The sequence below is a fragment of the Pseudomonas sp. PA-5-4B genome (assembly GCF_021606215.1).
GTDB lineage: Bacteria > Pseudomonadota > Gammaproteobacteria > Pseudomonadales > Pseudomonadaceae > Aquipseudomonas > Aquipseudomonas edaphica.
The window spans coordinates 42,841-63,184 of sequence record NZ_WKDB01000036.1 but is presented as its reverse complement, the minus strand read 5'-3'; the positions used below and the strand labels follow the sequence as shown (position 1 = coordinate 63,184).

19 protein-coding genes and 2 pseudogenes are annotated in these 20,344 nt (G+C 58.8%); 16 read left to right on the top strand and 5 right to left on the bottom strand.

All coding sequences use genetic code 11. The features are described from left to right. Positions 1 to 284, bottom strand: a pseudogene (locus GIW28_RS18590) (hypothetical protein); the annotation flags it as partial. Between the two features lie 765 nt (positions 285 to 1,049). Beyond that, positions 1,050 to 1,763, bottom strand: coding sequence for an SIMPL domain-containing protein (locus tag GIW28_RS18585; protein WP_017138278.1), 714 nt, complete (start codon positions 1,761 to 1,763; stop codon positions 1,050 to 1,052). Between the two features lie 205 nt (positions 1,764 to 1,968). Here GIW28_RS18585 and GIW28_RS18580 point away from each other — a divergent pair, with 205 nt between their 5' ends. The 3 genes from GIW28_RS18580 (at position 1,969) to GIW28_RS18570 (ending at position 5,608) form a co-directional block, all read left to right on the top strand. Beyond that, positions 1,969 to 3,231, top strand: a complete 1,263-nt coding sequence (locus tag GIW28_RS18580) for an ATP-binding protein (protein WP_017138277.1) — start codon at positions 1,969 to 1,971, stop codon at positions 3,229 to 3,231. After that, a complete protein-coding gene (locus GIW28_RS18575; protein ID WP_003171731.1) occupies positions 3,224 to 3,784 on the top strand; it encodes a response regulator transcription factor in 561 nt (186 codons plus the stop codon). Before GIW28_RS18580 ends, GIW28_RS18575 begins: the two co-directional genes overlap by 8 nt. A 99-nt stretch (positions 3,785 to 3,883) precedes the next feature. Beyond that, positions 3,884 to 5,608: an ABC transporter ATP-binding protein/permease gene (locus GIW28_RS18570; RefSeq protein WP_236447228.1), complete on the top strand. Its 1,725-nt coding sequence runs from the start codon at positions 3,884 to 3,886 to the stop codon at positions 5,606 to 5,608. A gap of 193 nt (positions 5,609 to 5,801) precedes the next feature. Here the strand turns inward: GIW28_RS18570 and GIW28_RS18565 are convergent, their stop codons facing one another. After that, on the bottom strand, positions 5,802 to 6,239 hold the full coding sequence (locus tag GIW28_RS18565; protein ID WP_017138275.1) for a YhcB family protein: 438 nt from the start codon (positions 6,237 to 6,239) through the stop codon (positions 5,802 to 5,804). A 147-nt stretch (positions 6,240 to 6,386) separates the two neighbouring features. On the opposite strand from GIW28_RS18565, the gene GIW28_RS18560 reads away from it, so the two are divergent. The 3 genes from GIW28_RS18560 (at position 6,387) to zapE (ending at position 9,570) form a co-directional block, all read left to right on the top strand. Continuing rightward, on the top strand, positions 6,387 to 7,016 hold the full coding sequence (locus tag GIW28_RS18560; protein ID WP_138449139.1) for an alpha/beta hydrolase: 630 nt from the start codon (positions 6,387 to 6,389) through the stop codon (positions 7,014 to 7,016). Between the two features lie 24 nt (positions 7,017 to 7,040). Then, positions 7,041 to 8,396, top strand: a complete 1,356-nt coding sequence (locus tag GIW28_RS18555; protein WP_236447227.1) for a tryptophan--tRNA ligase — start codon at positions 7,041 to 7,043, stop codon at positions 8,394 to 8,396. 79 nt (positions 8,397 to 8,475) lie between these two features. Further along, positions 8,476 to 9,570 (top strand): cell division protein ZapE, encoded by a 1,095-nt coding sequence (zapE, locus tag GIW28_RS18550; protein WP_138451290.1) that lies wholly within the window; start codon positions 8,476 to 8,478, stop codon positions 9,568 to 9,570. A 712-nt stretch (positions 9,571 to 10,282) separates the two neighbouring features. Here zapE and GIW28_RS18545 read toward each other — a convergent pair. Then, positions 10,283 to 11,203: a GlxA family transcriptional regulator gene (locus GIW28_RS18545; protein WP_169986983.1), complete on the bottom strand. Its 921-nt coding sequence runs from the start codon at positions 11,201 to 11,203 to the stop codon at positions 10,283 to 10,285. A gap of 220 nt (positions 11,204 to 11,423) precedes the next feature. Here GIW28_RS18545 and GIW28_RS18540 point away from each other — a divergent pair, with 220 nt between their 5' ends. Next, the gene (locus GIW28_RS18540) at positions 11,424 to 12,560 is read left to right on the top strand and encodes an acyl-CoA dehydrogenase family protein (protein WP_169986876.1); all 1,137 of its coding nucleotides are present in this window, start codon (positions 11,424 to 11,426) and stop codon (positions 12,558 to 12,560) included. A 134-nt stretch (positions 12,561 to 12,694) separates the two neighbouring features. Here the strand turns inward: GIW28_RS18540 and GIW28_RS18535 are convergent, their stop codons facing one another. Then, on the bottom strand, positions 12,695 to 13,735 hold the full coding sequence (locus GIW28_RS18535; protein WP_017138269.1) for an NADP(H)-dependent aldo-keto reductase: 1,041 nt from the start codon (positions 13,733 to 13,735) through the stop codon (positions 12,695 to 12,697). A gap of 248 nt (positions 13,736 to 13,983) precedes the next feature. Between GIW28_RS18535 and rplM the strand changes: the two genes are divergently transcribed. The 9 genes and pseudogenes from rplM to GIW28_RS18490 form a co-directional block, all read left to right on the top strand. Beyond that, a complete protein-coding gene (gene rplM / locus GIW28_RS18530) occupies positions 13,984 to 14,412 on the top strand; it encodes a 50S ribosomal protein L13 (protein WP_003171742.1) in 429 nt (142 codons plus the stop codon). Between the two features lie 14 nt (positions 14,413 to 14,426). Beyond that, positions 14,427 to 14,819 carry a 30S ribosomal protein S9 gene (gene rpsI / locus GIW28_RS18525; protein ID WP_003216038.1) on the top strand — a complete coding sequence of 131 codons (393 nt, stop codon included), beginning with the start codon at positions 14,427 to 14,429 and terminating at the stop codon, positions 14,817 to 14,819. Between the two features lie 265 nt (positions 14,820 to 15,084). Beyond that, positions 15,085 to 15,681, top strand: coding sequence for a ubiquinol-cytochrome c reductase iron-sulfur subunit (petA, locus tag GIW28_RS18520; RefSeq protein WP_003216040.1), 597 nt, complete (start codon positions 15,085 to 15,087; stop codon positions 15,679 to 15,681). Beyond that, the gene (locus tag GIW28_RS18515) at positions 15,681 to 16,892 is read left to right on the top strand and encodes a cytochrome b (RefSeq protein ID WP_017138268.1); all 1,212 of its coding nucleotides are present in this window, start codon (positions 15,681 to 15,683) and stop codon (positions 16,890 to 16,892) included. Before petA ends, GIW28_RS18515 begins: the two co-directional genes overlap by 1 nt. Continuing rightward, on the top strand, positions 16,892 to 17,671 hold the full coding sequence (locus GIW28_RS18510; protein ID WP_017138267.1) for a cytochrome c1: 780 nt from the start codon (positions 16,892 to 16,894) through the stop codon (positions 17,669 to 17,671). The genes GIW28_RS18515 and GIW28_RS18510 overlap by 1 nt, the downstream gene beginning before the upstream one ends. Before the next feature lie 149 nt (positions 17,672 to 17,820). After that, positions 17,821 to 18,438, top strand: coding sequence for a glutathione S-transferase N-terminal domain-containing protein (locus GIW28_RS18505; protein ID WP_017138266.1), 618 nt, complete (start codon positions 17,821 to 17,823; stop codon positions 18,436 to 18,438). 17 nt (positions 18,439 to 18,455) lie between these two features. Beyond that, positions 18,456 to 18,875, top strand: a complete 420-nt coding sequence (locus tag GIW28_RS18500; RefSeq protein WP_017138265.1) for a ClpXP protease specificity-enhancing factor — start codon at positions 18,456 to 18,458, stop codon at positions 18,873 to 18,875. A 158-nt stretch (positions 18,876 to 19,033) separates the two neighbouring features. Beyond that, positions 19,034 to 19,783 carry a FadR/GntR family transcriptional regulator gene (locus GIW28_RS18495; RefSeq protein WP_236446190.1) on the top strand — a complete coding sequence of 250 codons (750 nt, stop codon included), beginning with the start codon at positions 19,034 to 19,036 and terminating at the stop codon, positions 19,781 to 19,783. Positions 19,784 to 20,060: 277 nt separating this feature from the next. Next, a pseudogene (locus GIW28_RS18490) lies at positions 20,061 to 20,165 on the top strand (GntR family transcriptional regulator); the annotation flags it as partial. Positions 20,166 to 20,344: the final 179 nt, after the last annotated feature.

Genomic DNA, 20,344 nt, shown 5'->3' with positions numbered 1-20,344 from the left:
GGCCTATCGTGCTTAAGGGCTCCGGCTGCAATCTCCCATGCAAAGTAGGTGCGCTCGTCTTTGCTGGTCAGGTGAGAAGCACCATTAAGCTCCTTGGTGTAAGCGGTGAACGTCACCGTGATTGTTTCATGCGGGTCATACCCGGCTGCCAGCAAACCGCCACTGAAGTAACCTGCGGGTTCCATGTATTGACGGGCATCTTGGAATTTAATATTCCTTTCGCCTTCGCTACCGTGTTCCACAAGCTTTAACTTCCACCTTACGCGATCCGCATAGTCACCCATACGTGCCTCCCGTTCTTGCAGGGAGGCGTTCGCCGCGGGTGGAGTGACGCTCCACCCATAAATGACTCCCTGGATATTACCCGGTTTAAGATCGTCGAAGGGCGAGTGTCCATGAAACCCACCGCGATAAAACGGTTGGCCCCTCGGTAAGCCTCTTGAATTTCTATCCGGAGGGGATAGATCGCGAGTGACGCGATTGCCCATGTGTGCTTGTTCTGGATAGTTTGAATCCAAGGGAGTAGTTGGTGTAGCGCAAGCGTGCAGCGAAGAGGGTGCCATTGTTTGCATGGTCGGCTCGATTTACTGAGTGGGTTGTGAACTTAACTGTCGATCCTCACTGGGCAGCAGGCGGCCGCAAGTTTACGCTGCGGTGCAATAGCAGGCATCGCACAGAGAACGTCGAATAAACACGTTGCTTGTTAAGTTAAGGCAGCAGTGATGATCACTCAGTGGGGGGCTGGACGCGTCGAGTTCCACTTTACACCCTGGTTGAGCACGTAAAGTTGATGCTTAAACTTATTCCGACTGTGCAGAAGAAAAGTTTTACATGAAGGTACTGTCAACTGTTGCATGGCAGTTTGAGTGGGAAAGCGTTCCACTTGAAATTTTACGGTCGTCGTTAATGAAATGTTGCTGTATGGCGTTCGAGCGCGGCGATGTGAGTTGTGATTTTGCGATGTCGGTGTGGGGCTGTTGGGCGACATAAGCGCGGTCAAAAAAAAGCGCAGCCTGTCAGGCTGCGCCGTTTCTAATATCGCAAAGGGTTTAGTGCAAGACTTCAATCACCCCATCAGCGCTCATGTTGACCTGGCTGGTGCCGGCTTCTACTTCTGGCGTTGGCGCCGAATCCGCCATGGCCGCCTTCATCATCATCCCGCCATTGCGGGCGTAAGGCATCGGGTAACCATTGGTGTTGAAGTTCAGGTTGACGATCTTGTAGCCCTTGCCACCCAACGCGTCAGTTGCGAGCTGGGCACGGGCCTTGAACGCGGCGACCGCATCCTTGAGCAACGCATCTTCGCTGGCCTTGCGCGTGGTGTCGGCGATGGCGAAGTCCATGTTTTCCATTTTCAGGGTGTTCAACAGCTCGCCAGTGAGTTTGGACAGTGCCGGGAAGTCGGCGCTTTCCAGACGCAGTTCGGCGCGTTCGCGCCAACCGGTGATCTTCTGGTTCTTGCTGTCGTAGATCGGGTAGCTGTTGCGGCTGCCTTGGCGCAGGGTTACGGCTTTGACTTCACGTGCCTGGCCCAACGCCTTGTTCATGGTGTTGGTGATTTCGGCAGCAAGCTTGGCCGGGTCGGCATTTTGCGATTCGGTGTACAGCGTGACGATCATCTTGTCGCGGGCAACCTCCTGGCTGACCTCGGCGCGCAGGGAAATCTGGTTGTAGTTCAGCCCTTCGGCTGCCAAAGCGGGGAGGCTGGCAAGAGTGGCGACGCCCAGGGTGATAACAGCTGCACTGCGAGTGAAACGAGACATGGAAGCTCCTTAAGGTGTTCGTATCGGGTATGACTGTAGACGGTGGTATCGGGTTCTTCGGGTTTACACATTCGCTACAAGTTGTGATGGCGCCGACGAACGGTCGTTTGGCCGGCCTGCGTCAAAGAGCCACACGCGCCGTGCCAGCGGGTCTGCTTCGTTTATACTCGTGCCGATCCGCCTGCAGCGCTCACCGGGAGAGCTCATGCTCGCCGCCGTAAAACTGACTTCCGCCACACGCCAGAACCTCTGGCGCCTGACGTTCATCCGCACCCTGGTACTGGCCGCACAGGCCGGCTCCGTCGGGCTTGCCTATTGGTTCGACCTGCTGCCGCTGCCGTGGCTGCAACTGGGTGTGACCCTGGCGTTTTCCACTGTGCTGTGCGCGTTCACGGCCATCCGCCTGCGTACCACGTGGCCTGTGACCGAGTTGGAATACGCACTCCAGTTGGCCTGCGATCTGTTTATCCACAGTGTGTTGCTTTATTTCTCTGGTGGTTCCACCAACCCGTTTGTTTCTTACTACCTGGTGCCACTGACCATCGCCGCCGTGACCTTGCCATGGCGCTATTCGGTAGTGCTGTCGGGTATTGCGCTGACGCTCTATACCTTGCTGCTGGCGCAGTTCTATCCGTTGCAAACCTTTCCCATCGCCCGCGAAAACCTGCAGATCTACGGGATGTGGCTGAGCTTCGCGCTGTCTGCTGCAGTGATCACGTTCTTCGCTGCACGCATGGCCGAAGAACTGCGCCGTCAGGAAGAGCTGCGCGCCATTCGCCGCGAAGAAGGCCTGCGCGACCAGCAATTGCTGGCCGTCGCCACCCAGGCCGCGGGTGCCGCCCACGAGTTGGGCACACCACTGGCGACCATGAGCGTGCTGCTTAACGAAATGACCCAGGACCATCACGACCCGGTGTTGCAAGAAGATCTCGGCGTGCTGCGTGAACAGGTCAAGCAATGCAAGCAGACCTTGCAGCAACTGGTGCGCGCCGCCGAAGCCAATCGCCGCCTGGCGGTGGAGATGCAGGACGTGACCCAGTGGCTCGACGAAGCCCTGAATCGCTGGCACCTGATGCGCCCCGAAGCCAGTTACCGTTTTCATCTATTAGGGCAGGGCAGTGTGCCGCGCATGGCGCCGCCGCCGGACCTGACCCAGGCCTTGCTCAACCTGCTGAACAACGCCGCCGACGCTTGCCCCGAAGGCTTGGGCGTGCAGCTGGACTGGGACGCCGAAAACGTCACCATCAGCATTCGTGACCACGGCGCGGGCGTGCCGCTGGCCATTGCCGAACAAATCGGCAAACCCTTCTTTACCACCAAGGGCAAAGGCTTCGGCCTCGGCCTGTTTTTGAGCAAGGCCAGCGTGACCCGCGCGGGCGGCTCAGTGAAGCTCTATAGTCATGAGGAAGGTGGCACGCTCACCGAGCTGCGCCTGCCCCGTGTCGCACGAGGAGATATCGATGAGTGACGAGATCCAAGTCGAAGGCGAAGAACTGCCGCACCTGTTGCTGGTAGATGACGACGCCACCTTTACCCGCGTGATGGCGCGCGCCATGAGCCGTCGTGGCTTTCGCGTGAGCACCGCAGGTTCGGCTGAAGAAGGCCTGACCATCGCCCAGGCCGACCTGCCGGACTACGCCGCGCTCGACCTGAAAATGGATGGCGACTCCGGCCTGGTGCTGCTGCCCAAGCTGCTGGAGCTCGACCCGGAAATGCGCGTGGTGATCCTCACCGGTTACTCCAGCATCGCCACCGCCGTCGAGGCCATCAAGCGCGGCGCCTGCAACTACCTGTGCAAGCCGGCGGATGCCGACGACGTGCTGGCTGCGTTGCTCTCAGAGCACGCCGACCTCGATACCCTGGTGCCGGAAAACCCGATGTCGGTGGACCGCCTGCAGTGGGAACACATCCAGCGCGTGCTCACCGAACACGAAGGCAATATCTCCGCCACTGCCCGTGCCCTGGGCATGCACCGTCGCACCCTGCAACGCAAGCTGCAGAAGCGTCCTGTACGGCGCTGAACAAAGTCTGAACAATCTGCTTCAGGCTGCACAGCGCGCTGAACCGATCGTCTATGATCGGTTCAAACGCCTGTCACATTTTCTTACAGAGCCTGAACGATGAATCAGAACGCTGAGTATTCCGCGGTCAACGACGCGGTGCGTGGGCAATTCTTGCGCCGAACCTGGGCGATGATCACACCGTATTGGCGTAGTGAAGAGAAGGGCAAGGCCTGGTTGTTGCTGGCTGTGGTGATTGGTCTGACGCTGTTCAGCGTGGCGATTTCCGTGTGGCTTAACCACTGGTACAAGGATTTCTACAACGCCCTGGAAAAAAAGGACACTGCGGCCTTCTGGCAACAGATCATCTATTTCTGCGGCATCGCTGCAGTGGCTATTCTCGGCGCGGTCTACCGCCTCTATCTGACCCAGATGTTGACCATTCGCTGGCGCGCGTGGCTCACCGAAAAGCACTTTGCACGCTGGCTTAACAACAAGAACTACTACCAGTTGGAGCAGGGCGGCTACACCGATAACCCGGACCAGCGGATTTCCGAAGACCTCAATAGCTTTACCTTGAACACATTAGCTCTGGGTTTGGGCCTGCTGCGCAATGTGGTCAGTCTGGTGTCGTTCTCGATTATCTTGTGGGGCGTGTCGGGCAGCATCGAAGTCTTCGGTATCACCATCCCCGGCTACATGTTCTGGTGCGCATTGCTGTATGCCGCCGTCGGCAGTTGGCTGACGCACCTGATCGGCCGTCGTTTGATCGGCCTTAGCAACCAGCAGCAACGGTTCGAAGCAGACTTGCGTTTCTCCATGGTGCGCGTGCGGGAAAATGCCGAAAGCATTGCTTTGTACAATGGCGAGTCAAACGAGAATCAACGTTTGAGTGCGCGGTTCGGCAAGGTCTGGCACAACTATTGGGACATCATGAAGGTGTCCAAGCGCCTGACATTCTTCACCGCAGGCTATGAGCAGATCGCGGTTGTCTTTGCATTTATCGTGGCGGCACCGCGCTATTTCGCCGGCAAGATCGAACTGGGCGAGCTGATGCAAATCAACTCGGCGTTCGGCAATGTGCAGGGCAACTTCAGCTGGTTTATCACCGCTTACTCCGACCTCGCCAGCTGGCGTGCCAGCAGTGACCGTCTGCTGAGTTTCCATGAGGCCATGAGCCGCAACGAACAACGTGCTCCGGCCATCGATGTGCGCCCGCACGGCGAGCAACTGGTGGTCAAAGACCTGGGCATGGACCTGGCCGACGGCCGCCACCTGCTCACCGATGCCGACATGACGGTAGAGCCTGGCCAGCGCGTGATGCTCAGTGGGCGTTCCGGTAGCGGTAAAAGTACATTGCTGCGCGCCATGGGTGACTTGTGGCCGGCGGGCCACGGCAGCATTTGCCTGCCGGCGGCGCGTTATCTGTTCCTGCCGCAAAAGCCTTACTTGCCGATTGGCAGCCTGAAGGCCGTGTTGAGTTATCCACAAGACGACAGCACCTACCCGGCCGAACGTTATGCACAGGTCCTGGAAACTTGCCGCTTGCCGCATCTGGTCAGCCGTCTGGATGAGGCCAACCATTGGCAACGCATGCTCTCGCCCGGTGAGCAGCAACGTCTGGCCTTTGCGCGTGCCTTATTGTTCGCGCCGCAGTGGCTGTACATGGACGAAGCCACCTCGGCGATGGATGAAGAGGATGAAGCGAACCTGTATCAAGCGCTGATCGATGAACTGCCGGGTCTGAGCATCGTCAGTGTCGGCCATCGCAGCAGCCTCAAGCGTTTTCATGGGCGGCATGTGCGGATTGAGGGTGGGCTGTTGCAGGAGCAACAACCGGCTTAAGGTCTTACGCGGTCAATGTGGGAGTCGGGCTTGCCCGCGATGGCGGTGTGTCAGGCAATGGAAGCTTTGCTGATACACCGCTATCGCAGGCAAGCCAGCTCCCACAGTTGACCGGTGTCGCCTGCTTGATTGAGGCCCACAAAAAAGCCCGGCTGATCATCGATCAGCCGGGCTTTTTAGTGTTTGAAAAAACTTACTTCTTCAAACCGTAATGCTCATCCAGCATGCCTGGGGCGTTCGGCGTTTTTGGCGCGTAGTCCCGTGGCGGCTCCTGGTTTTCCCGCGGTGGCGTCAGGCGCTCCCGTGGGGCTTGCGGTGCATCGGAATGCAACGCGGCCAGCAGGCGCTGGCGGGTGATGTCGTCGAGGGCGAGGCGGTTGGCGCCATCGGCGAGATGATCCTGTACTTCCTGGTAGCTCTGGGTGAGCTTCTTGACCAGGGTCGCGGTGCTGTTGAAGTGGGTAACAACCTCGTTCTGATAACTGTCAAAACGTTCCTGAATGTCATCCAGCTGACGCTGCGTGCGGTTAGGCGCGGCATTCGGCAGCAGGCGGGCAACCAGGAATCCAATGGCGACACCGGCAACCAGGGCAAGAGTCGGCAACAACCAAACTAAGAGCGAGTGTTCCACGAGTCCTTCCTCTATAAACGGCTTTGCTTTACGTTAACGGCTCAAACCTGCGCTGTATACCGCGATTAAGCTCGCAATGATGCCATGCACAGACTTTTAGCTAGACGAGTCGACCCTTTGAGAGGTCACGGAGTTCATTCCTTGCTCATGCGTGAAACCCCCGTTTTGATCGCTGGCCCGGTGGGCCAATTGGAAGCCTTGTACCTGGATCACCCCGAGCCACGTGGCCTGGCGCTGATCTGCCACCCTAACCCGGTGCAAGGCGGGACCATGCTCAATAAAGTCGTTTCGACCCTGCAACGCACTGCCCGCGATGCTGGTTTGATTACTTTACGTTTCAATTACCGTGGCGTCGGCGCGAGCGCCGGTACTCACGACATGGCCACCGGTGAAGTGGACGATGCCGAAGCGGCGGCCACCTGGCTGCGGGAAAAGCACCCCGAGCTGCCGATCACCCTGCTCGGGTTTTCGTTCGGCGGTTATGTTGCAGCCAGTCTCGGTGGCCGCCTGGAAGCCAAGGGCGAAAAGCTTGCGCACCTGTTCATGGTTGCCGCTGCGGTGATGCGCCTGCGCGATAGCGACGTGCTGCCCCAAGGCTGCCCGTTAACCCTGATCCAGCCGGAAACCGACGAAGTGGTCGACCCACAGACCGTGTACGACTGGTCCGCCGCCCTGAAACGCCCCCATGAGCTGCTGAAAGTGGCAGAATGCGGACACTTTTTTCATGGCAAGCTCACCGACCTCAAGGATCTGGTGCTGCCGCGCCTCTCGAATTGATAGCAGTCTGATAAGCGATTACCCATGACGACTCGTACCCGTATCCTCACCGGCATCACCACCACCGGCACGCCGCACCTGGGCAACTACGCCGGTGCGATCCGCCCTGCGATCCTCGCCAGCCAGGACGCGAATGCCGATTCCTTCTACTTCCTGGCCGACTACCACGCCCTGATCAAGTGCGATGACCCGCAGCGCATCCAGCGCTCGCGCATGGAAATCGCCGCGACCTGGCTCGCCGGTGGCCTGGATGTGAACCGGGTGACCTTCTATCGCCAGTCCGACATCCCGGAAATCCCTGAACTGACCTGGCTGCTGACCTGTGTTGCCGCCAAGGGCCTGCTCAACCGCGCCCATGCCTACAAGGCCTCGGTGGACAAGAACGTTGAAGCCGGCGAAGACCCGGACGCGGGCATCAGCATGGGCCTGTACAGCTACCCGGTGCTGATGGCGGCGGACATCCTGATGTTCAACGCGCACAAGGTGCCGGTCGGCCGTGACCAGATCCAGCACGTGGAAATGGCCCGCGACATCGGCCAGCGTTTCAACCACCTGTTCGGCAACGGTAAAGAATTCTTCACCATGCCTGAGGCGTTGATCGAAGAAAGCGTCGCCACTTTGCCAGGCCTCGATGGCCGCAAGATGTCCAAGAGCTACGACAACACCATCCCGTTGTTCACCAGCGCCAAGGACATGAAAGACGCGATCTCGCGGATCGTCACCGACTCGCGTGCGCCCGGCGAAGCCAAGGACCCGGACAATTCGCATCTGTTCACCTTGTTCCAGGCGTTTGCCAGCAAGGCTCAGGAACAAGAGTTCCGCGCCGAGCTGCTGCAAGGCCTGGGCTGGGGCGAGGCGAAGAGCCGCCTGTTCCAACTGCTCGACAGCCAACTGAGCGAGCCGCGTGAGCGTTACCATCAGTTGATGTCGCGCCCCTCGGACATGGAAGACCTGCTGCTGATCGGCGCCAAGAAAGCCCGCGCCGTGGCCGCGCCGTTCCTTGCCGAGCTGCGTGAAGCCGTGGGCCTGCGCTCGTTCGTCAACCAGGCCGCCGCGCCGGTGGTGGCCAAGAAGAAAGCCGCGAAGGCTGCGCGCTTCGTGAGCTTCCGTGAAGACGACGGCAGCTTCCGCTTCCGCCTGCTGTCGGCCGATGGCGAGCAATTGCTGTTGTCGCGCAACTTTGCCGACGGCAAAGCGGCGGGCGCAGTGACCAAGCAACTGCAAAGCGGCGACGCGCTGGACGTACGCACTGAGGCCACAGGCTTCAGCGTATGGCTGGACGGTGCTGCCGTGGCCGACAGCGCTGAATTTGCCGACGAAACGTCGCGTGATGCTGCCATTGCCGCCTTGCGCGTTGCGTTGACCCCCATCGAGGATTAACCCGACCAAGGGTTGATTGCCATTATCCAGGGCCGTCGTTACAGTGACGGCCCGTTTTTGTTGCCTTGCTAACGAAATTATGACGCCCCTAGAACGATATCAAGCTGATCTGAAACGCCCTGAATTCTTCCATGACGCGGCCCAGGAAAATGCGGTGCGTCATTTGCAGCGCCTGTACGACGACCTGGTCGCGGCCTCGCACAACAAGCCAGGGATGTTCAGCAAGCTGTTTGGCAAGAAAGACCACACGCCGGTCAAAGGCCTGTATTTCTGGGGTGGCGTGGGCCGCGGCAAGACTTATCTGGTCGACACCTTCTTCGAAGCGTTGCCGTTCAAGGAAAAGGTCCGTACGCACTTCCACCGCTTCATGAAGCGTGTGCACGAAGAGATGAAGACCCTGCCGGGTGAGAAAAACCCGCTGACCATCATCGCCAAGCGCTTCTCCGAAGAGGCAAGGGTGATCTGCTTCGATGAGTTCTTCGTCTCCGACATTACCGATGCCATGATCCTCGGCACCTTGATGGAAGAGCTGTTCAAGAACGGCGTGACCCTGGTCGCCACCTCGAACATCGTTCCCGACGGCTTGTACAAGGACGGCCTGCAACGCGCACGTTTCCTGCCGGCCATCGCGCTGATCAAGCAGAACACCGAAATCGTCAACGTCGACAGCGGCGTCGACTACCGTTTGCGTCACCTTGAGCAGGCCGAGCTGTTCCACTTCCCGCTGAACGAAGCGGCGCATGAAAGCCTGAAAAAGAGCTTCCGCGCGCTGACGCCGGAATGCACCCAGGCGGTGGAAAACGACAAGCTGATGATCGAGAACCGCGAAATCATCGCCCTGCGTACCTGCGATGACGTGGCCTGGTTCGAGTTCCGCCAGCTCTGCGACGGCCCGCGTAGCCAGAACGACTACATCGAGCTGGGCAAGATCTTCCACGCGGTGATCTTGAGCGGCGTGGAGCAGATGAGCGTTACTACCGATGACATCGCGCGGCGGTTCATCAACATGGTCGATGAGTTCTACGACCGTAACGTGAAGCTGATCATCTCGGCGGAAGTCGAGCTCAAGGACCTCTACACGGGCGGTCGCTTGAACTTCGAATTCCAGCGTACCCTGAGCCGCTTGCTCGAAATGCAGTCCCACGAGTTCCTGTCGCGTGGGCACAAGCCGTAAGCGATGTGCATGAAATGACCAAGGCCTGCAGTGATGCAGGCTTTTTTTATGGATGTTCTCCAGAACAGTGGAGATCACCTGTGGGAGCCGGGCTTGCCCGCGATGGCGGTGGGTCAGGAACAAATGTACTCACTGATACACCGCTATCGCAGGCAAGCCAGCTCCCACATGGGTTTGTGGTTACCTTGGCTTACGCGGCCTGCAGTGATGCAGGCCTTTTTTATGGGTGTTCTCCATAACAATGGAGATCACCTGTGGGAGCCGGGCTTGCCCGCGATGGCGGTGGGTCAGGAACAAATGTACTCACTGATACACCGCCATCGCAGGCAAGCCAGCTCCCACATGGGTTTGTGGTTACCTTGGCTTACGCGGCCTGCAGTGATGCAGGCCTTTTTTATGGGTGTTCTCCAGAACAATGGAGATCACCTGTGGGAGCCGGGCTTGCCCGCGATGGCGGTGGGTCAGGAACAAATGTACTCACTGATCCACCGCCATCGCAGGCAAGCCAGCTCCCACATGGGTTTGTGGTTACCTTGGCTTACGCGGTCTGCAGTGATGCAGGCCTTTTTTATGGGTGTTCTCCAGAACAATGGATATCACCTGTGGGAGCCGGGCTTGCCCGCGATGGCGGTGGTTCAGGAACAAATGTACTCACTGATCCACCGCTATCGCAGGCAAGCCAGCTCCCACATGGGTTTGTGTTTACTTTGGGTCAGGCGGCTTGCTGGAACTGCTGGCGATACTGGTTCGGCGACAGCTCGGTGTGCTGCCTGAACAGCCGCGCGAAGAAGCTCGCATCGTCGTAACCCACCTCATAACTGATGGTCTTGATGCTCTTGCGGCTGCCCGAGAGCAGGCCTTTGGCTGTCTCGATGCGCAGCCTTTGCAGGTAGTGCAGCGGCTTGTCACCGGTCGCAGTCTGGAACCGCCGCATGAAGTTACGGATGCTCATGCCGTGTTCCCGAGCGACGTCTTCGAAGCGGAACTTGTCGGCAAAGTGCTCTTCCAGCCAGTGCTGGATCTGCAGGATGATCACGTCCTGGTGCAGCTTCTGCCCACCAAAACCGATGCGCCCTGGCGCGTAGCTGCGCTGCACTTCGTAAAGGATGTCGCGGGCCACGGCCTGGGCGATGTTGGCGCCGCAGAAGCGTTCGATCAGGTAGATGTAAAGGTCGCACGCTGAGGTAGTGCCGCCGGCGCAGTACAGGTTGTCGGCGTCGGTGAGATGCTTGTCCTGGTTGAGTTGCACCTTGGGGAAACGCTCGCTGAAGGCGTTGAAGAAGCGCCAGTAAGTGGTCGCCTCCTTGCCATCGAGCAGCCCGGCTTCGGCCAGCCAGAACACCCCGGTGGCTTCGCCGCACAGCACCGCGCCACGCGCATGTTGCTCGCGCAGCCAGGGCAGCACTTGCGGGTAACGGGTGCACAGCGCGTCGAAGTCGTCCCAGAAGGCCGGCAACACGATGATGTCGGCGTTTTCCAGGCCGCCGTCCACCGGCATGATCACATCGCTGAAGCTGCGTACCGATTGCCCGTCGGGGCTGACCAGGCGCGTTTCAAATGCCGGGGTCAGGCCCAGGCCTTGCTGCTTGCCGTAACGCAGGCTGGCGAGGTGGAAGAAATCCTTGGCTTGCATGAGGGTGGAAGCGAATACCCGATCAATGGCCAAAATGCTGACGCGCCGCAAGGGCGTGGAGATTTGGTTAGACATAATTTCATTTATTCTTATAGGGGAAAGTGGTCACCAGACGGCTGGATCGTCTTATTTTTTGTCGCATGTGTCCAGTGTCCTGTGACGCCTTCGCGGCATAGGCTCTGTGGGCTGGTCTTTGTCCGACAATCCACGCAGGTGACCCATGATCCCCAGAACCTTGTTCAGCTCGGAGCACGAACTCTTCCGCGAGAGCGTGCGTACCTTCCTCGAAAAACACGCTGCGCCGTTCCACGGACAGTGGGAAAAGCAGGGTTACATCGACCGTAACCTGTGGAGCAAGGCGGGGGAGGCGGGGATGCTGTGCTCCCACCTGCCGGAAGAATATGGCGGGCTGGGCGCGGACTTTCTGTACAGCGCGGTGGTGATCGAAGAGATCAGCCGCCTGGGCCTTACCGGCATTGGCTTTTCCCTGCATTCGGACATCGTCGCGCCGTACATCCTGCATTACGGCAGTGAGGCGCTGAAGCAAAAGTACCTGCCCAAATTGATCTCCGGCGAGATGGTCACGGCCATTGCGATGACCGAACCGGGCGCCGGCTCTGACTTGCAGGGCGTCAAGACCACCGCCGTGTTGGACGGCGACGAGTATGTGATCAACGGCTCCAAGACCTTCATCACCAACGGCTACCTCGCCGAGCTGGTCATTGTCGTGGCCAAGACCGACCCCAAGGCCGGCGCCAAGGGCACCAGCCTGTTTCTGGTGGAAGCCGATACGCCGGGCTTCGACAAGGGCAAGCGCCTGGAGAAGGTCGGCATGAAGGCCCAGGACACCTCGGAACTGTTCTTTCAGGACGTGCGCGTGCCCAAGGGTAACCTGCTGGGCCAGGCAGGCATGGGCTTCGCCTACTTGATGCAGGAGCTGCCTCAGGAGCGCCTGACGGTAGCGATTGGCGCGCTGTCATCCGCCGAAGCTGCGCTGCAGTGGACCCTGGACTACACCCGCGAGCGCAAGGCGTTCGGCAAGGCGATTGCCGACTTCCAGAATACCCGCTTCAAACTGGCGGAGATGGCCACCGAGATTCAGATCGGCCGCGTGTTTGTCGACAAATGCATGGCGCTGCACCTGGAAGGCAAGCTTGATGTGCCCACCGCCGCGATGGCCAAGTACTGGGCCACGGACCTGCAGTGCAAGGTACTCGACGAGTGCGTGCAATTGCACGGTGGCTACGGCTTTATGTGGGAATACCCGATTGCGCGGGCTTGGGCGGATGCGCGGGTGCAGCGCATTTATGCGGGGACCAATGAGATCATGAAGGAGATTATTGCGCGGGCGCTTTGACGCCCATCGGATCGTTCCCACGCTCTGCGTGGGAATGCATCCGGTGACGCTCTGCGTCATACCTTCAAGCGCGGACGCGGAGCGTCCAGGGCGGCATTCCCACGCAGAGCGTGGGAACGATCATTTCGGCTCAATCAAGGCGCTGGGTTCGGATGATCCTTCTGAATCGCCTCAATCCCTTCCAGCACTTCCTTGGACAGCTTCAAATCAGCACTGGCAATGTTGCTGTCCAGCTGCTCCAGGCTCGTGGCCCCAATAATATTACTGGTCACAAACGGCTGTTGCGTCACAAATGCCAGCGCCATCTGCGCCGGGTCCAGGCCATGTTCCCGCGCCAGGGCCACATAACGGCTGCACGCGGCTTCCGACTGCGGGTTGAAGTAGCGGCTGAAACGGCTGTACTCGGTGAGGCGCGCCTTGGCCGGGCGGGCGCCATTTTCGTATTTGCCGCTGAGCATGCCGAATGCCAGCGGCGAATAGGCCAGCAAGCCGCATTGCTCGCGAATAGCCACTTCCGCCAAACCCACTTCAAAGCTGCGGTTGAGCAGGTTGTAGGGGTTCTGGATCGACACGGCGCGGGTCCAGCCACGGGCTTCGGCCAGGGCCAGGAACTTCATGGTGCCCCACGGGGTTTCGTTGGACAGGCCGATGTGGCGGATCTTGCCGGCTTTTACCTGCTCGTCCAGCGCCTCGAGGGTTTCTTCCAGCGGGGTCAGGTCGTCTTCGTCCTTGTGCTTGTAGCTCAGTTGGCCAAAGAAGTTGGTGCTGCGCTCCGGCCAGTGCAACTGGTAGAGGTCGATCCAGTCGGTTTGCAGGCGTTTGAGGCTGGCATCCAGGGCGTCGACGATGTGCTTGCGGTTGTGGCGCAGGTGGCCGTCGCGGATATAGTCGATGGTATTGCCGGGGCCGGCGATCTTGCTGGCGAGGATCCAGTCGGCACGGTCGCCGCGGCTCTTGAAGTAATTACCGATATAACGCTCGGTGGTGGCATAGGTGTCGGCCTTGGGCGGCACCGGGTACATTTCTGCGGTGTCGAGGAAGTTGATCCCTGCGGCCTTGGCCCGTTCGATCTGTGCGAAGGCCTCTGCCTCGCTGTTCTGCTCACCCCAAGTCATGGTGCCCAAGGCGATCGCGCTTACGTTCAGATCGGTGCGGCCCAGCTGTCGATAATCCATCGGGTACTCCTTCGGGGAAAACAATCATAAAAGCAGGTTGAATTTTTTTTCGCAATCTGCATAATTGCCCACCTCTTTCTGCAGTGGAAGTGATGCGCCGCCTGCCGAAGAATCTTGCCGTTGAACGGACGCGCCGACCCGAGCCCCCGATAGCGTCTGTATCCGGCTGCCTTTGACTTGTCAAAGTACGCACTATTCAGTAAGATCCGCCGTCTAATTTACAGGGCGGCCCCTGAGGCTATTAAAGAATGACAACTTTTACTGCAAAACCGGAAACAGTTCAGCGCGACTGGTTTGTCGTCGACGCCGCTGGTCAGACCCTGGGTCGTCTGGCCACTGAAGTCGCCAGCCGTCTGCGTGGCAAGCACAAGCCTGAGTACACCCCTCACGTTGACACCGGTGACTACATTGTCATCATCAACGCCGAGCAGGTACGTGTTACCGGCAACAAAGCGCAAGACAAAATGTACTACCGTCACTCCGGTTTCCCAGGCGGTATCAAGTCTTCGAACTTCGAAGGCCTGATCTCCAAGAAGCCTGAAGCCCCGATCGAAATCGCGGTCAAAGGTATGCTGCCTAAGGGCCCACTGGGTCGCGATATGTTTCGCAAGCTGAAAGTCTATGCGGGCGCTGTACACCCTCATGCTGCTCAGCAGCCCCAAGAACTGAAGTTTTAACGGAATAGTTCATTATGTCGGCGACTCAAAATTACGGCACTGGCCGTCGCAAAACCGCTACCGCTCGCGTTTTCCTGCGTCCGGGTACTGGTAACATCTCGATCAACAACCGCACTCTGGAAAACTTCTTCGGTCGCGAAACTGCCCGCATGGTAGTTCGTCAGCCGCTGGAACTGACCGAGACTGTTGAAAAGTTCGACATCTACGTCACCGTTATCGGTGGCGGTGTAAGTGGTCAAGCTGGCGCAATCCGCCACGGTATCACTCGCGCTCTGATGCAGTACGACGAAACCCTGCGTGGCGCTCTGCGCAAAGCTGGCTTCGTAACTCGCGATGCTCGTGAAGTTGAACGTAAGAAAGTCGGTCTGCGTAAAGCGCGTAAGCGTCCGCAGTACTCGAAGCGTTAATTCGCTTTACGTTCCACAAAAACGCCCAACTCCTCACGGAGCTGGGCGTTTTTTATTGCCTGCGATTTATGCATAAATTTCGCCGTGACAACTTGCCACATCCGTAGACGCCCTATACTACAAGGCCTGGAGGCTGAGCTCAGGGCAATTCCCTTGTCATACGTGGGGCTTTTCATTACCATCCGACAAAATTTTTATAAGTAAAGATTCAACACTTAGTAGACGCCTGATTTAACAGGCCAAAAAGCTGATGGGAGAGGACTGAATGAGCAATGACGGCGTGAATGCAGGCCGGCGTCGCTTCTTGGTAGCAGCCACATCCGTGGTGGGTGCTGCAGGAGCGGTGGGGGCTGCGGTCCCGTTCGTGGGGTCATGGTTTCCCAGTGCCAAGGCGAAAGCCGCAGGTGCACCGGTGAAGGTGAATGTCAGCAAGATCGACCCAGGCCAGCAGATGATTGCTGAGTGGCGCGGTCAGCCGGTCTTCATCGTTCGTCGTACTGAGGAGATCCTGGGGAATCTGAAGAAAATCGAAGGTCAGCTGTCTGACCCCGACTCGAAGAACTCCGACCAGCCCGCCTACGTCGATAAGGAAATCCGTTCGATCAAGCCAGAGATCCTGCTGCTGATCGGTATCTGCACCCACTTGGGTTGCTCGCCTACCTTCCGCCCGGAAGTTGCTCCTGCCGACCTTGGCAAGGATTGGGTCGGTGGCTACTTCTGCCCTTGCCACGGCTCCCATTACGACCTCGCCGGTCGCGTCTACAAGTCACAACCCGCACCACTGAACCTGCCAGTGCCGCCACATCACTACGAGACTGACAGTGTCATTGTCATTGGCGTCGACGAGGGGGAGAAAGCCTGATGAGCAAGTTCATGGATTGGGTGGATGCGCGCTTCCCCGCCACTAAAATGTGGGAAGACCATCTCAGCAAATATTACGCGCCAAAAAACTTCAACTTCTTCTACTTCTTCGGCTCGCTGGCCTTGCTGGTGCTGGTCAACCAGATCGTCACCGGTGTGTGGCTGACGATGAGCTACACGCCGTCGGCGGAAGAGGCGTTCGCCTCCGTCGAGTACATCATGCGTGACGTCGAGTACGGCTCGATCCTGCGTCTGCTGCACTCCACCGGCGCGTCAGCGTTCTTCATCGTCGTGTATATGCACATGTTCCGCGGCCTGCTCTACGGCTCGTACCAGAAGCCACGCGAACTGGTGTGGGTCTTCGGCATGCTGATCTACCTGGCGCTGATGGCCGAGGCCTTCATGGGTTACCTGCTGCCGTGGGGCCAGATGTCGTACTGGGGCGCCCAGGTGATCATCTCGCTGTTTGGTGCGATCCCGGTGATCGGCAACGACCTGACCCAGTGGATTCGCGGTGACTACCTGATCTCCGGCATCACCTTGAACCGCTTCTTTGCGTTGCATGTCGTTGCATTGCCTATCGTGATTCTGGGCCTGGTGGTGCTGCACATCCTGGCGCTGCACGAAGTGGGTTCGAACAACCCCGATGGTGTGGACATCAAGAAGCACAAAGACGAAAACGGCATCCCGCTGGATGGCATTCCGTTCCATCCGTATTACACCGTCAAAGACATTGTCGGTGTGGTGGTCTTCCTGTTCATCTTCTGCTCGATCGTGTTCTTTTTCCCGGAGATGGGTGGTTATTTCTTGGAGAAGCCTAACTTCGAACAGGCCAACGCCTTCAAGACGCCTGAGCACATTGCACCGGTCTGGTACTTCACGCCGTTCTACGCGATCTTGCGGGCGATCCCCGACAAGCTCATGGGCGTAATGGCCATGGGCGCGTCGATTGCGCTGCTGTTCGTACTGCCATGGCTCGACCGCAGCCCGGTCAAGTCGATGCGCTACAAAGGCTGGCTGAGCAAGATCTGGCTGTGGGTGTTCTGCATTGCATTCGTGATCCTGGGCGTGTTGGGCGTATTGGCGCCGACCCCTGAGCGCACGCTGCTGTCGCAGGTCTGCACCTTCCTGTACTTCGCCTACTTCATTCTGATGCCGTTCTACACCCGGCTCGAGAAGACCAAACCGGTTCCGGAAAGGGTGACTGGCTGATGAAAAAGTTATTCGTTGCTTTGATCCTTGCGGCGCTGCCGCTACTGTCCTTCGCTGCCGAGCACGGCGCGGAGCTGGAAAAAGTCGATATCGACGTGTCCGACAAGGCCGCCATGCAAGATGGCCTGCGCACGTTCACCAACTACTGCATGGGCTGCCACAGCGCCAAGTTCCAGCGTTACGAGCGTGTCGCCGATGACCTGGGCATTCCCCATGACGTGATGCTCAGCCACGCCGTGTTCACCGGCGCCAAGATCGGCGACCACATGAACATCGGCATGCAGCCTGCGGATGCCAAGGCCTGGTTCGGCGCTGCGCCGCCCGACCTGACCCTGGTGGCGCGCGTGCGCGGTACCGATTGGCTCTATGGCTACCTCAAATCCTTCTACGAAGACCCGGCGCGCCCTTACGGCGTGAACAACAAAGTCTTCCCGAACGTCGGTATGCCTAACGTTCTGGTCGGCCTGCAGGGTCGCCAAGTGGTAGGATGCAAGCAGGTTCAGGTCGTTGAAGACGGCAAGAAGCAATATGATCCGTTGACCGGCACGCCTTTGACACACGAAGCGTGCGATCAACTGACCATCGTGCCCAAGACCGGTACGCTGAACGAAGAGCAGTTCGACGAGAAGGTCAAGAATCTGGTGACCTTCCTGGCCTACTCGGCCAACCCGGTCAAATTGCAGCATCAGCGCATCGGTACGTATGTGTTGCTGTACCTGGCCTTCTTCTTCGTATTCGCTTATCTGCTTAAACGCGAATACTGGAAGGATGTGCATTGATCCAACCGTAAGCAATTGCTGTTAATCTTGCGCGCCCAGCGGCATCTCTGAATACGTAGCGGTCTGGTTGAACCAGGCACTACAGGGATGCTCTCTGGGCGCGCTCGTTTTTGAGCTTTCCATAATTTCAACAAGCGAGGAGGACCGCCATGGGCGTGACCAATCGGTTGGCCTGTTACTCCGACCCCGCCGACCACTATTCCCACCGAGTACGCATCGTGCTCGCAGAGAAGGGTGTCAGCGCCGAGATCATCAGTGTGGAGGCAGGTCGTCATCCGCCGAAACTGATCGAAGTGAACCCTTACGGCAGCTTGCCCACCCTGGTCGATCGTGACCTGGCGTTGTGGGAGTCAACCGTGGTGATGGAATACCTGGATGAGCGTTACCCGCATCCGCCTTTGCTGCCGGTGTATCCGGTGGCGCGTGCCAACAGCCGCCTGCTGATCCATCGGATCCAGCGTGACTGGTGCGGGCTGGTGGATGTGATCCTGGATACGCGCAGTAAAGAAGCCGTTCGTGTGCAAGCGCGCAAGGAATTGCGCGAGAGCCTGACCGGCGTTTCGCCGCTGTTCGCCGACAAGCCTTTTTTCCTCAGTGAGGAACAAAGCTTGGTGGATTGCTGCCTATTACCCATACTCTGGCGCTTGCCGATCCTGGGCATTGAACTGCCACGGCCGGCCAAGCCGTTGCTTGATTACATGGAGCGCCAGTTTGCGCGTGAGGCTTTCCAGGCGAGTCTGTCTGGTGTCGAACGCGACATGCGCTAAGGCTTAAGGAGCCGCTGATGAACTCCAGTCGACCCTATTTGGTCCGCGCGCTCTATGAGTGGATTGTGGACAACGATTGCACCCCGCACATGCTGGTCAACTCTGAATTTCCCAAGGTTGACGTGCCGCAGGGTTTTGCCAGTGACGGGCAGATCGTGCTGAACGTATCACCGAGTGCAGTGCGTCACTTGCACATGGACAATGAAGCCGTCAGCTTCGAAGGGCGTTTTGGCGGCGTGCCGCATACGCTGTTCGTGCCGATTGGTGCCATCCTCGGGATCTATGCCCGGGAAAATGGCCAAGGCATGGTGTTTGATCTGGAATCGCCTTTCGAGGACGACGAAACGATCGAAGGCGAGGACGGTGATGATGTACCGCCACCAGACTCCGAGCCGCCGCGTCCAAGCGGTCGGCCAAGCCTGAAAGTGGTGAAGTAAGCGGCGTTCACCCTTGGGTGAAGTCTAAAAATGCCTCGGCCTGTGCCGGGGCATTTTTTTGCGCAAGGGATATGGATGAAAGTCGTGACAGAACGGTGATCGTACAACCGCCATGGGCTATGATGCGGACTCAAGTTCGCCGAGAAAGATCATTCGTCATGGAAAACGCCAACATCGCCCCTCGTCTTCCCCGCAAGCGCCGCAGCCTTGCCCAGGAATTGGTCACGGTGTTGTCCGAGCAGATCCGCGACGGCCAGCTCAAGCGTGGTGACAAGTTGCCCACCGAGTCGGCCATCATGGAAGCCCATGGGGTCAGCCGCACGGTGGTGCGTGAGGCTATCTCACGTTTGCAGGCGGCGGGGCAGGTGGAAACCCGCCACGGTATCGGCACCTTTGTGTTGGACACGCCAAGCCCGAGCGGTTTCCGGATCGACCCGGCCACGGTGGTGACGCTGCGGGATGTGCTGGCGATTCTTGAGTTGCGTATCAGCCTGGAAGTTGAATCGGCTGGCCTTGCCGCGTTGCGCCGCAGTGACGAACAGCTGGCAGCCATGCGCGCAGCCCTTGATGCGTTGAATGAAAGCGCGGCCCACGCAGGGGATGCGGTGGCGTCAGACTTTGCGTTCCACCTGGAAATTGCGCTGTCCACCGGCAACCGCTACTTCACCGACATCATGACCCACCTGGGCACCAGCATCATTCCGCGTACCCGGCTGAATTCGGCGCGCCTGGCCCATGATGACCAGCAGCATTACATGGGCCGCCTGAGCCGTGAACACGAAGAGATTTATGAGGCGATTGCGCGCCAGGATTCGGATGCGGCCCGCGCGGCCATGCGCCTGCATTTGACCAACAGCCGTGAGCGGCTGCGCCATGCCCATGAAGAGGCAGAGGCGCAGCGCGGTTAACCGCCAAACACGCTCTAGTGTGGGAGCTGGCTTGCCTGCGATGGCTGAGTGTCAGGCAACTGATACTGTGTGCACGCACCGCTATCGCAGGCAAGCCAGCTCCCACATTTTGATCTCCTTGGCCTGGAGTTGATCGTTCCCACGCTCTGCGTAGGAATGCCGCCCTGGACGCTCCGCGTCCCGATGTGCGCGAGTATCTCAAGCCCCGTGCAAGGTGACGCAGAGCGTCACAGGATGTATTCCCACGCAGAGCGTGGGAACAATCATTCCGCGTACCCGCCTGAATTCGGACGCGGCCCGCGCGGCCATGCGCCTGCATTTGACCAACAGCCGTGAGCGGCTGCGCCATGCCCATGAAGAGGCGCAAGCACAGCGCGGTTAACCGCCAAACACGTTCTAGTGTGGGAGCAGGCAAGCCAGCTCCCACATTTTGATCTCCTTGGCCTGGAGTTGATCGTTCCCACGCTCTGCGTGGGAATGCCGCCCTGGACGCTCCGCGTCCCGATGTGCGCGAGTATCTCAAGCCCCGTGCAAGGTGACGCAGAGCGTCACAGGATGTAT